This is a genomic window from Bradyrhizobium sp. USDA 4473 (assembly GCF_054063335.1).
The window spans coordinates 187296-199892 of the sequence record NZ_JBSSGE010000001.1 but is presented as its reverse complement, the minus strand read 5'-3'; the positions used below and the strand labels follow the sequence as shown (position 1 = coordinate 199892).

The following is a 12597-nucleotide window of genomic DNA, read 5'->3' as shown; positions in this document are numbered from 1 at the left end:
ACCGTAATGTAATGGGTATTGATAACGGCAAAGACACCGTGATCCATATCGATCAGATTTTGGAGCGCACACTAGCTCAGAAGAAGGCGAAGGCGGGGAGACCGCAAATTAGATCACCGAAAGGTAAGAAGTCGCAGAGGGCAGTTCGCGGGACAACCGAAGCTATTAAGCAAACTCGGCGCAAGTAACCAAGCGAACCTGAAGCGCGGTCAAGTCGATCGGTAAGTCTCTAAAAAAATCTAGAATTGAATTGAGGACGGTTAGTAACGCTCCAGGCGTGCGAACTCCTGACAAGTAAGCTCAACAAATGAGAGCTCCTTCCGAGGCGATTGTTCGATGCGACACACGGCAATGCGGAGACAGGTGCGGAAGGGACTTCATGGGCGGCCGAGGTGTGTCGCTTGCGAGAAGTAATCACTTCATCCGTTCCAGCACCCTCCGCGCCTCCCCCAACAACGCCCGCATCTCCCTCCGCTCCGCGATCGCATCCCCGCTGAACCAGCCGTGTTTCCGCGCATTCTTGTTCGCCCTTGGCGCGCCGGATCCCTCGGCTCCGCCGTGCATGCGACAGCGTCTCTTGCCGTGCACTGCCGGCGCGCGGCACGCGCTGCCGGCGCGGGTCTTGGCGCCGCAGCGCGGGCTCGCCAGCATCGGGCCGATATCTTGGACGCGATCGCTCATGCCGGTGCGTCCTGCGTGCTATCTGCGGCTTCGCGCCGTCGTCTCGCGCCCGCGGCCTGCGGCGCTTGTCGCGGCGCGGATGCCGGGGGCTGGTCGGCGACGATCACGTTCGCATGGTGGGTGACGTTGCCGAGAACCGCGTTGCCGCCGTCCGCCACCTTCACGTTCTGCACCCTGATGGCGGGCTCGCCCTGGCTGCGGTAGCGGTTCAGCGCCTCGATCTGGGCGGGAAAGGTGCGGGTCAGCCGGCTAAGTGCGCGCGCCGCGCTGTCGTGCTGGGCGAGGTCCTCGGCATAGGCGAGCTGATTGGCGCAGCGCATCGCCATCACATGGACCGACACCATCTGCGCCACCAGCATGGCCTCGACGGAATCCCGCGGGCCGATGCTCTTCACCATCGAGAGCATGAAAGCAACGTTGACCTTGTCGGCTTTACGGCGGCTCACGCTGGCCTTGACCAATTGCCTGAGGAGGCCCTCCATCGCGTCGCGGTCGGGGGCGCCGAGTGCGTTCGCCATCAGCTGTTCGCCGAGCACGGGATCAGGATGGTCAATGGCGAAGCCCTGCGGCGAGAATTGCAGCCGCGGCACGGCGGCAGCCTGGGTCGGGCCGGATGCGGCGATCGCCGGTGCCGGTGTGAGGTCGGGAGCGGTGTCCAAAGCGGATTCCATGTCGAGATCTCCTGGCAGGCGCGAGGCCCGCGCGCGGTTGTTGCCACGCAGCGGCGTTCGTTCGCCGCGGCAGGGCGGTGCGGTTGCAGTGGTGTGTGAGGATTGTCGGCCGCAATCGCACGCCGACGCGCCCTACCTGGGGCGGGACGACGCGCGTGTGCACGATTTCGGAATATTGGAAGTGTGCCCCTGAGTTGCCCGACGTGTCAAGTCCTTGTTGAGGCGCCGGCGGCCGCCTGCTCCTTTGCATGGGGTTGTTCCTCCATATTTGATGGGCACGGTGCGATCGGCGCGGTCGCGGGGGGCCTGCGTTTTCAGCAACCCTGAATCCCGACCCTGAATCCAAAGACATCGGGATGTGGATCGTTATACTGGCGACATCTTGATGATGGGGCTCGCTGCCCGCTTTCGAAGGACGCTGCTGAATGTCTGAGACCATTGGCTTCCCCGATCCAGCCCTCGATCTGTCCGATGGCTTCAAGCCGCACACCTCGCATTGGGGCGTGTTCTCGGCACGTTTGGGTAAGGCCGGTCTCGAGGTGCGGCCCTATGGCGGCGATCCCGATCCGAACGGCATCATCAACAATTTCCCCGGCGCGCTGCGCCATCAGGCCCGTATCGCGAAGCCTGCGATCCGCCGCGGCTGGCTGGAGCGCGGCCCCGGGCCCGACGACCGCCGCGGCCGCGACGAGTTCGTCTCGGTCAGCTGGGACAAGGCCCTCGATCTGCTCGGCGGCGAACTGGCGCGGATCCGCGACACGATCGGCCCCGGCGCGGTGTTCGGCGGCTCCTATGGCTGGTCGAGCGCGGGCCGCTTCCATCACGCGCAGAGCCAGGTGCATCGCTTCCTCAACATCGCGATGGGCGGCTATGTGCGTTCGGTGAACACCTATTCCTCCGGCGCGTCCTCGGTGCTGCTGCCGCAGATCCTCACCGGCTATGAGGACATCACCAAGCGCAACGTCACCTGGGAGCAGATCGCCTCAGAGACCGACATCGTGCTGGCATTCGGCGGCATGGCGCTGAAGAACTCGATGGTGGCCGGCGGCTCGATCAGCAAGCATGTCGAGCGCGGCGCGATGGAAGCGGCGCACCGCCGCGGCTGCCAGTTCGTGCTGGTCAGCCCGCTGCGTGACGATCTCCCCATCGAGGCCGGCGCCGAATGGCTGACGGCGGTGCCCGGTACCGACACCGCGCTGATGCTCGGCATCGTCCATACCCTGGTCAGGGAAGACCTGCATGATCAGGCCTTCCTCGATCGCTACACCGAGGGCTGGCCGGTGTTCCTGCGCTATCTCACCGGCGAGAGCGATGGGGTGCCCAAGAGCGCCGATTGGGCCGCTTCGATCTGCGGCATCGATGCCGGCACGATCACGGCGCTGGCGCGGCGGCTCGCCGGGCGGCGCGCCCTGATCACCGTGTCGCATTCGTTGCAGCGCGCCGAGCATGGCGAGCAGCCGGTGTGGATGGGCATGGTGCTGGCAGCAGCGCTCGGCCAGATCGGTCTGTCCGGCGGCGGCTACGCCTATTCGCTCGGCGCGATCGGCTATTACGGGCGCAGAGTCAATGCAGTGCCGGGACCGACGCTGGGGCAGGGCCGCAACGGCGTCGCCGACTTCATTCCGGTGGCGCGTATCGCCGACATGCTGCTCAATCCCGGCACCGCCTATCGCTACAATGGCGAGACACGGACCTATCCGGATATCCGGCTGGTCTACTGGGCCGGCGGCAATCCGTTCCACCATCACCAGGACCTCAACCGCCTGCGCAAGGCGTTTGCGCGGCTCGACACGCTTGTCGTGCACGAGCTCGCCTGGACCGCCACCGCGCGTCACGCCGACATCGTGCTGCCCTCCACCATGACGCTGGAGCGCGAGGACATCGGCTATTCCACCAACGATCCCCTGATGGTCGCGATGCACCGGATTGCCGAGCCGTTCGGGCTTGCGCGCGACGACTACGAGATCTTCGCCGATCTCGCCGAGCGGCTCGGGGCCCGCGAGCCCTTCACCGAGGGCCGCACGTCGCGCGAGTGGCTGGAACATCTCTACGAGCCGACGCGCAAGGCGCTCGCCGCGCGCGGGCTCGAGGCGCCGAGCTTTGATGAATTCTGGGCGCGGGGCAGCCTGGTGGTGCCGCAACAGCCCGACGACGGCGGCTCGCTGCGCCGCTTCCGCGAAGACCCGGTCGCGCGGCCGTTGCCGACGCCGAGCGGGCGGATCGAGATCTTCTCGCAGAAGATCGCTGACCACGGCGATGCGGATTGTCCGGGTCATCCGGTCTGGCTCGCGAAATCAGACACGCCGACATCAGACTCGCCGTGTTTCCTGGTCGCCAACCAGCCGGTGACGCGCCTGCACAGCCAGCTCGATTTCGGCGGCCACTCGCTCGACGCCAAGCATCGCGGCCGCGAGGTCGCGCGCATGAACCCGCGCGACGCCAAGCCGCGCGGCATTGCCGACGGCGACATCATCCGCATCTTCAATTCGCGCGGCGCCTGCCTTGCCGCGGTGCATGTCACCGACCACATCGCGCCCGGCGTGGTGCAGCTGCCGACCGGCGCCTGGTACGACCCGATGGATCCCGAGGACGAGGCGCCGCTGTGTGTGCACGGAAATCCCAACGTGCTGACGCGCGACATCGGCACGTCATCTTTCGCGCAGGGCTGCACCGGCCAGCTGACGACGGTCGAGGTCGAGCGTTTCAACGGCAATCTGCCGCCGATCCGGGCGTTCGATCCGGCTTGATTCACAGCGCGATCACGAACAAATCATCTGTTGGCGCTGGATGGCGCCCACGCGTTCGGCTACGGCATCACGAGACCGCTGCTGATTGTTGGACATTCCGAGATGCACTTCAAAACCCTGTTTCTTGCCGTCGCCGCGACCGTCGCGCTCGGTTCTTGCAGCGCGCTGGCGCAATCGGCCGCCGAGCCGGCCTATGGACCGGAGTTGCAGGGTTTTGACTATCCCTATCCGGTCGAGCATTACCGCTTCAGCTCGCAGGGCCAGCAGCTCGACATGGCCTATCTCGACGTCAAGCCGGCGACGCCGAACGGCCAGACCGCGGTGCTGCTGCACGGCAAGAATTTTTGTGCCGCGACCTGGGACGGCACCATCAAGGCGCTCAGCGGCGCCGGCTATCGGGTGATCGCGCTGGACCAGATCGGCTTCTGCAAATCCTCTAAGCCGGAACGCTATCAGTTCACCTTCCAGCAGCTCGCCGGCAACAGCCGCGCATTGCTGGCTTCGCTCGGCATCGAGCATGCGATCATGGTCGGCCACTCGACCGGCGGGATGCTCGCGATGCGCTACGCGCTGATGTATCCGGAGGCCACCGACCGCCTGGTGCTGGTCGATCCGATCGGGCTGGAAGACTGGAAGGCCAAGGGCGTGCCGTGGCTCAGCCTCGACGGCTGGATGCAGCGCGAGACCCGCGTCACCGCCGACAGCATCCGCGCCTATGAGCGCGCGACTTACTATGCCGACACCTGGGATGCCTCCTACGAGACCTGGGTGCAGATGCTCGCCGGCATGTATCGCGGCGAGGGCCGCGCCGCCGTGGCATCGAGCTCGGCGCGGCTCTACGACATGATCGCGACCCAGCCGGTGTTCTACGAATTCGAGCAGATCAAGCCGCCGACGCTGCTGTTCGTCGGCGACAAGGACACCACCGCGATCGGCAAGGACACCGCGCCGCCCGAGATTCGCAAGACGCTCGGCAATTATCCGGTGCTGGGCAAGGAAGCCGTAAAGCGGATTCCGCATGCGCAACTGATCGAATTCCCCGACCTCGGCCATTCGCCGCAGATCCAGGCCCCGGCGCGCTTCCACGACGCGCTGCTCGGCTGGTTGCAGCATCCGGAAACCGGCGCGATGCTGGTCAAGTAGCGGCGCGCTTGGTGCGTTCCCGCGCGCTGGCGTGCACCGGCGACGACCGCCGGGCGCCGGGGCCCGGGTGCACATGGACGTGCTTCGCGCTCAGCGGCTCGCCGCATTCCGAACAGACCATCACGGGATCGAACATCTTGCCGCAGCTCTTGTGTTCGTGCAGCAACGGCCGGCCGCGCGCATCGACCATGTGGATGTTGCCCCAGTGCACGATCGACATGATGATCGGATAGAGGTCGAGCCCCTTCTGCGTCAGGATGTATTCGTAGCGCTTCGGCGCCTCCTGATAGGGAATCTTGCGCAGCACGCCGAACCGTACCAGCTTCTTCAGCCGGTCGGCGAGCAGATGCCGGGTGATGCCGAGCGATGCCTGGAACTCATCGAACCTGCGGATGCGCAGGAAGCACTCGCGCAGGATCAAGAGGCTCCAGCGGTCGCCGATCACGGCCACGGTACGAGCCAGCGAGCACGGCTCTTCTTCAAGGGCATCCCATTTCATCGGCGTCTCCTGCGGTCTGCGACGACATCGCAAATCAAATTCTAAAACAGAACTTACGCAATCTCAATAGGATGCGCGGCAAACAGCACCAGATCGGCTATTGAATGACAAATATCATATTGACAGTTCTAAAATAGAACTTAAGGTCCGGGCGACGATCAATCCGGCCGGGGCAGACGGCCGATGCCAATCGAAGGGAAGGGCGTTCCATGGCAGCTCCGCTGAAGGTCGAATTCCACTTCGATTTCGGAAGTCCGAACGCCTATCTCGCCGAACTCGCGCTGCCCGCCGTCGAGAAGCGTACCGGCGTGAAGTTCGACTACGTTCCGGTGCTGCTCGGCGGCGTCTACAAGGCGACCGGCAACATGTCGCCCGGCGAGTCGCTGCGCGGCATCAAGAACAAGCCGGAATACAACGCCCTCGAGACCGAGCGCTTCCTGCGCCGCCATAACATCACGAAATTCACTATGAACCCGTTCTTCCCGGTGAACACACTGGCGCTGATGCGCGGCGCGGTGGCCGCACAGTTCGAGGGCGTGTTCGAGCGGTATTTCCGCGCGGCCTATCACCACATGTGGGTCGAGCCCAAGAAGATGGACGACCCGCAGGTGTTCCGCGAAGCCTTCCTGTCCTCGGGTCTCGACATCGATCGCCTCATCGCTCGCGCCCAGCAGGACGACGTCAAGAAGAAGCTGATCGACAACACCAGCGATGCGGTCGCGCGCGGCTCGTTTGGTTCGCCGACGTTCTTTGTCGGGAACGAGATCTTCTTCGGCAAGGACAAGGTGCGCGAACTCGAGGAAGAGATCGTCGCGCAGCTGGCGACGGAGCGGCGCAAGACCGCCTGAGCGGAAAATTCCTCAACACAACAAGCCCCAGAGGGCAGCGACAGGGAGGTTTCAGTGCAGGCGTTGACGCAAGTGACGGAAGGAAGTGTGCAAGGCTTGCCCAACCGGATCCATGAGGTGATCAGTCACCACGTGGTGGCGACGCCGGACCATCCGGCGCTGATCGACGACAAGATGCGGCTGACCTATCGCGAGCTCGATCAGGCGGTCGATCGCGTCGCCGGAGCCCTGCAGGCGCTGGGAATCCGCGCTGGCGACCGCATGATGATCGTGAGCGAGAACTCGATCCCGCTCGCCTGCCTGCTGCTGGCGGCGAGCCGGCTCGATGTTTGGTCGATCGTGGTCAATCCGCGGCTGTCGCCGCGCGAGCTGGATCAGATCAGGGATCACAGCGGCGCCCGCCGCGTGTTGTTGACTGCCGACGTTTCGCAGGAAGCCGCCACACACGCCGCGCGTTATGAGGCCGCTATCCAGGATGTCGGCCCGCTGCGGGGCGTCGCCGTCACCAGTCTCAATCTGGCAACCGTGGCCGAGCCGGTCGAATCCGACGGCGCAAGCCAGGTCGCGGTTCTGATCTACACGTCCGGCACTACGGGCACGCCCAAGGGCGTGATGTTGACGCACCGCAATTTGCTGTTCAGCGCGCGAGCCACCGCGGCGTTCCGCAAGATGGCGGCTGACGACGTGCAGTATTGCGTGCTGCCGATTTCGCACATCGTCGGCATCTCGCTGCTGACGATGACCTTGATGGTCGGCGCCACCGTGCGGCTGGTCGCGAAATACGATCCGGCCGCGCTGGTCAAGGCGATGACCGAGGAGGGCATCACGATCCTGAACGGCGTGCCCGCGACCTATCAGCGTCTGCTGGAATACCGCCGCAACGCCGGCCTGCCGAGGCTCGATCGCGGCCGGTTGCGGGTGATCTCGGTGGCCGGCGCGCCGCTCGATCTTGAGCTCAAATCCCGCGTCGAGCAGGAGCTCGGCCTGCCGCTGCTCAATGGCTACGGCATCACCGAATGCTCGCCGGGCATATCCGGCGTCAGGCCCGACAATCCGCGGGCGGACCACGCAGTCGGCACCGTGATGCCGGGCCTCGAGGCAAAGCTGGTCGGCCGCGACCTCAAGCCGGTTGCGCCGGGCGAAGTCGGCGAGCTGCATGTTCGCGGCCCCAACGTGATGCGCGGCTACTACCGTGCCCCCGATCTCACCGCCAAGGCGATCGATCCCGACGGCTGGTTCAACACCGGTGATCTGGCCCGTTTCGAGAATGACGCACTCTATATCGTCGGGCGGACCAAGGAGATGATCATCCGCTCCGGCTTCAACGTCTATCCGGCCGAGATCGAGGCGGTGCTGAGCACCCATGACGCCGTGGTGCAATGCGCCGTGGTCGGCCGGCCGGTCGAGGGCAACGAGGAGGTCGTCGCCTTTGTGCAGCTGATCAAGGGCTCGACCGTCACCGCGGAGGACCTGATGGCCCATGTTGCCCCGCAACTGACCTCGTACAAGCGCCCGTCGGAGATTATCCTGATGGATGCGCTGCCCGCCACATCGACGGGCAAGCTCCTGAAGCACAAGCTTGCGGAATCGTTGCGCAGCTGAAGCTGCCGCGTCGCCGCTGATCAGTTCACACAGACAAACCACCGGAGAACACCATGCAGAAGAGAAACAGGACGGTTGCCGTCATTGGTGCCGGTGATTTCATCGGCGGCGAGATCGCCAGGAAGTTTGCCGCGGAAGGTTTTACGATCTTCGCCGGCCGCCGCAACGGCGACAAGCTCGCGCCGCTGGTCAAGGAGATCGAGGCCGCCGGCGGCGAGATCCATGCGCGTTCGCTCGATGCGCGCAAGGAGGAGGAGATCACCGCGTTCCTCAACGACGCCGACAAGCATGCGCCGCTCGAGGTCTGCATCTTCAACATCGGCGCCAACGTCAATTTCCCGATTCTGGAAACCACCGAACGGGTGTTCCGCAAGGTCTGGGAGATGGCCTGCTACTCCGGCTTCCTGGCCGGACGCGAGGCGGCGCGGCTGATGACGGCGCGCGGCGAGGGCAACATCTTCTTCACCGGCGCCACCGCGTCGCTGCGCGGCGGCAGCGGCTATACCGCCTTCGCCAGCGCCAAGTTCGGTCTGCGCGCGGTGGCGCAGGCGATGGCGCGCGAGCTCGGTCCGAAAAACATCCATGTCGCGCATCTGATCATCGATTCCGGCGTCGACACCGAATGGGTGCGGCAGCGCCGCCTCGAGGCGCTCGGCCCGAATGCGCTCGACAATCCCGATCTGCTGATGCCGCCGGCCTCGGTCGCCGGCGCCTATTGGCAGCTCTACCAGCAGCCGAAGAGCGCCTGGACCTTCGAGCTGGAAATCCGGCCCTTCGGCGAGAAGTGGTAGGGAGCACGGCAGATGGAGCTCGCGCTATCCCCTGACGATGCGGCGTTTCGCGACGAGGTCCGCGCCTTCATCAAGGACAATTATCCGGCGGAGATGCGCGTCGCCAATCCGGAGACCGACCTCTCCAAGGAGCAGACGCTGCTGTGGCATCGCATCCTGCACAACAAGGGGTGGATCGCGCCGCTCTGGCCGAAGGAATATGGCGGACCGGGCTGGTCGATCACCCGCCGCTTCATCTTCGAGCAGGAGACGACGCGTGCGGGCACGATGCCGCCGCTGGCGTTCAGCGTCACCATGGTCGGTCCCGTCATCTACACCTTCGGCAACGACGCGCAGAAGCAGAGGTTCTTGCCGCGTATCCTGTCCGGCGAGGACTGGTGGTGCCAGGGTTATTCGGAGCCGGGCTCCGGCTCCGACCTCGCCACCGTCCGCACCAAGGCGGTACGCGATGGCGACCACTACATCGTCAACGGCCACAAGACCTGGACCACGCTGGCGCAGCATGCCGACTGGATTTTCTGCCTGGTCCGCACCGATCCCACCGCGAAGCCGCAATCCGGCATCTCGTTCCTGCTGATCGACATGAAATCGCCGGGCGTCACCGTGCGCCCGATCATCACCATCGACGGCTCGCACGAGGTCAACGACGTTTTTCTCGAGAACGTCCGCGTTCCCGCCGAGAATTTGATCGGCGAGGAGAACAAGGGCTGGACCTACGCCAAGTTCCTGCTCGGCAATGAGCGCACTAGCATGGCCGGGATCGGCCGCTCGACGCGCTATATCGAACGCTTGAAGAAGATCGTCAAGGCCGAGATCCCGGAAGACGATCCGGCGCATCTGGAATTTATCAGGGACATTGCGCGTGTCGAGCTCGATGTGCTGGCGCTGGAGGCGACCGAGTTGCGCGTCGTCGCTCAGATGGCGCGCGGCATCGATCCGGGACCTGCGGCCTCGCTGTTCAAGATCCGCGGCACCGAGATATTCCAGAACATCACCGAGCTGACGCATCGGGCGATCGGCAATTACGGGCTTGCGATCCGCGAGCAGCCGGCCAGCGCCAATCACTTCATGCCGGGTCCGGATTACGGCCACACCGCCTCGGAGAAGTATCTCAACTCGCGCAAGCTCTCGATCTACGGCGGATCGAACGAGATTCAGCGCAACATCATCGCCAAGGCGGTGCTTGGTCTCTAGAGCATGATCCGGAAAAGTGTGAAGCGGTTTTCCGAAAGATCATGCTCAAACAATAACTAGTTGGCAACGAGGATCGGATGGATATCCAGTTCACGGAAGAGCAGGAATTGTTGCGATCCAGCGTGCAGCGGCTGCTGCGGGATCAATATGATTTCGAGGCCCGCCGCAAGATCGTCGCGAGCGAGGACGGTATTGGTCGCAAGCAATGGGCCGAATTCGCCGAGCTCGGCCTGCTCGCCGCGCCGTTCTCGGAAGCGGCCGGCGGGCTCGGCGGTGGGCCGCTGTCGACCATGATCATCATGCAGGAGTTCGGCCGGCATCTTGTCGTGGAGCCGTTCGTCGAGACGGTGGTCGTTGCCGGTGGCTTGATCGAGCAGCTTGGCTCCGAGGCGCAGAAGCAGGCGTTCATCGCCGACATCATCGCGGGGGAAAAGCTCTGGGCGCTGGCCTGGACCGAGAAGGGCTCGCGGTTCGATCTCGCCACCGTCACCACGACGGCGCGCCCAGATGGCGACGGCTACGTGTTGACCGGCGAGAAGACGGCGGTGCTGGCCGCGCCCTGGGCGGATTACCTGATCGTCTCCGCCCGTACTTCGGGCCATCGGCACGATCGCGGCGGCGTCAGCCTGTTCGTGGTCGATCGCCGCGCTGCCAATCTCGATTTGCAGAGCTTCAAGACCATCGATGGCCGCCGGGCCGCCGAGATCGGCCTGCGCGGGGTGCGCGCGGAATTGCTCGGCAGGGAAGGCGAGGGCGTCGTCGCGCTTGAGGCCTGCCGCAACCGCGCGATCGGCGCGCTCTGCGCCGAGGCGGTCGGCGCGATCGGCGAGCTGAACGCCGCAACCCTGGACTACTCCAAGACACGCAAGCAGTTCGGCGTCACGATCGGCAGCTTCCAGGTGCTGCAACACCGGATGGTCGACATGTTCATCGCGCATCAGGAGGCGCTGTCGCTGATGCAGCATTTGTCGCTCAGCCTCAGCGAGCGAGACGCCGGCGTCTCCCGGCTGGCGTCGGGTGCAAAATCCAAGATCGGCTATGCCGGCAAGTTCGTGGCTGATCAGGCGGTGCAGCTGCATGGCGGCATGGGCATGACCGATGAGCTCAATGTCGGTCACTACTTCAAGCGGATTTCCTCCATCAACATCCAGTTCGGCGATCCGGCCTATCACGTGCTGCGTTATGCGCAGCTCGATGTGGCCGCCTAATCAGAGAGGCAAGCATGTCATCGTCAGATGCAGTCATCGTTTCCACCGCGCGCACCGGCGTCGGCAAGGCCTATCGCGGCGCGCTCAACAACACCGACGGCCCGACCCTGGCGGGCCATGTGATGGCCGAGGCGGTGAAGCGCGCCGGCATTGCGCCCGGGGAGGTCGAGGACGTGGTGATGGGCTGCGCCATGCAGCAGGGCACCATGGTGATGAACGTCGCGCGCAAGGGCGCGATCCGCGCCGGGCTTCCCGTCACGGTTGCCGGCACCACCATCGACCGGCAATGCGCCTCCGGGCTTCAGGCGATCGCGGTCGCCGCACGTTCGGTGATGCTTGACGGCGTCGAGATCGCGATCGGCGGAGGCATCGAGTCGATCAGCCTGGTGCAGAACGAGCACATGAACCGGTTCCATGCCGTCGACGACGAGCTGATGGCGATGAAGCCCGAGATGTACATGTCGATGCTGGAGACGGCCGAAGTCGTCGCCGAGCGTTACGGGATCGGCCGCGACCAGCAGGACGAGTACAGCCTGGAGTGCCAGCGCCGCGTCGGCGCCGCGCTGCAGGGCGGCCGCTTCAACGACGAGATCGTGCCGATCACGACCAAGATGGCCGTGGTCAACAAGGACACCAAGGAGGTTAGCTTCCAGCAGGTGACCTTGGGGAAGGATGAAGGCCCGCGGCCCGACACCACGGCGGAGGGCCTTGCCAAGATCAAGCCGGTGTTCGAAGGCAAGACCATCAGCGCCGGCAATGCCAGCCAGCTCTCGGACGGCGCCTCGGCCTGCGTGATCATGAGCGACCGGCTCGCCGCGCAGAAGGGGCTGAAGCCGCTCGGCATCTTCCGTGGCTTCGTCGCCGCCGGCGTCGAGCCTGACGAGATGGGCGTCGGCCCGGTTGCAGCGATCCCGCGGCTGCTAAAGCGGCACAATCTCAGGATCGACGACATCGATCTCTGGGAGCTCAACGAAGCCTACGCGGTGCAGGTGATCTATTGCCGCGACAAGCTCGGCATCGATCCTGAGAAGCTCAACGTCAATGGCGGCTCGATCGCGATCGGCCATCCCTACGGCATGACGGGCGCGCGGCTGACCGGCCACCTGCTGATCGAGGGCCGGCGGCGCAAGGCGAAATATGGCGTGGTGACCATGTGCATCGGCGGCGGCATGGGCGCGGCCGGACTGTTCGAAATCATCCACTGATCGGAAAC

At 64.8% G+C, this 12597-nt stretch carries 11 protein-coding genes; 8 read left to right on the top strand and 3 right to left on the bottom strand.

The genetic code is table 11. From position 1 onward, the window contains the following. Window positions 1–414: 414 nt before the first annotated feature. Together ACVW17_RS00910 and ACVW17_RS00905 are read right to left on the bottom strand one after the other, a co-directional pair. Window positions 415–681: an HGGxSTG domain-containing protein gene (locus ACVW17_RS00910; protein WP_456750050.1), complete on the bottom strand. Its 267-nt coding sequence runs from the start codon at window positions 679–681 to the stop codon at window positions 415–417. Then, on the bottom strand, window positions 678–1340 hold the full coding sequence (locus ACVW17_RS00905) for a hypothetical protein (protein ID WP_456750049.1): 663 nt from the start codon (window positions 1338–1340) through the stop codon (window positions 678–680). Before ACVW17_RS00905 ends, ACVW17_RS00910 begins: the two co-directional genes overlap by 4 nt. 437 nt (window positions 1341–1777) lie before the next feature. Between ACVW17_RS00905 and ACVW17_RS00900 the strand changes: the two genes are divergently transcribed. Then, window positions 1778–4099, top strand: coding sequence for a molybdopterin guanine dinucleotide-containing S/N-oxide reductase (locus ACVW17_RS00900; protein ID WP_456750048.1), 2322 nt, complete (start codon window positions 1778–1780; stop codon window positions 4097–4099). A gap of 102 nt (window positions 4100–4201) precedes the next feature. Beyond that, complete coding sequence (locus ACVW17_RS00895; RefSeq protein WP_456750047.1) at window positions 4202–5242, top strand: alpha/beta fold hydrolase; 1041 nt, start codon at window positions 4202–4204, stop codon at window positions 5240–5242. Here ACVW17_RS00895 and ACVW17_RS00890 read toward each other — a convergent pair. After that, a complete protein-coding gene (locus ACVW17_RS00890) occupies window positions 5235–5741 on the bottom strand; it encodes a winged helix-turn-helix transcriptional regulator (protein WP_456750046.1) in 507 nt (168 codons plus the stop codon). The two genes, ACVW17_RS00895 and ACVW17_RS00890, sit on opposite strands and share 8 nt — an antisense overlap. A gap of 209 nt (window positions 5742–5950) precedes the next feature. Here ACVW17_RS00890 and ACVW17_RS00885 point away from each other — a divergent pair, with 209 nt between their 5' ends. From ACVW17_RS00885 to ACVW17_RS00860, 6 genes are all read left to right on the top strand, one after another. Then, window positions 5951–6589 carry a DsbA family protein gene (locus tag ACVW17_RS00885; RefSeq protein ID WP_456750045.1) on the top strand — a complete coding sequence of 213 codons (639 nt, stop codon included), beginning with the start codon at window positions 5951–5953 and terminating at the stop codon, window positions 6587–6589. Between the two features lie 117 nt (window positions 6590–6706). Continuing rightward, on the top strand, window positions 6707–8191 hold the full coding sequence (locus ACVW17_RS00880; protein ID WP_456750044.1) for a class I adenylate-forming enzyme family protein: 1485 nt from the start codon (window positions 6707–6709) through the stop codon (window positions 8189–8191). Between the two features lie 53 nt (window positions 8192–8244). Further along, on the top strand, window positions 8245–8982 hold the full coding sequence (locus ACVW17_RS00875) for an SDR family oxidoreductase (protein ID WP_456750043.1): 738 nt from the start codon (window positions 8245–8247) through the stop codon (window positions 8980–8982). Window positions 8983–8994: 12 nt separating this feature from the next. Further along, window positions 8995–10176: an acyl-CoA dehydrogenase family protein gene (locus ACVW17_RS00870; RefSeq protein WP_456750042.1), complete on the top strand. Its 1182-nt coding sequence runs from the start codon at window positions 8995–8997 to the stop codon at window positions 10174–10176. 77 nt (window positions 10177–10253) lie between these two features. Beyond that, the gene (locus tag ACVW17_RS00865) at window positions 10254–11384 is read left to right on the top strand and encodes an acyl-CoA dehydrogenase family protein (RefSeq protein WP_456750041.1); all 1131 of its coding nucleotides are present in this window, start codon (window positions 10254–10256) and stop codon (window positions 11382–11384) included. Between the two features lie 14 nt (window positions 11385–11398). Then, complete coding sequence (locus ACVW17_RS00860; protein ID WP_456750040.1) at window positions 11399–12589, top strand: acetyl-CoA C-acyltransferase; 1191 nt, start codon at window positions 11399–11401, stop codon at window positions 12587–12589. Window positions 12590–12597 lie beyond the last annotated feature (8 nt).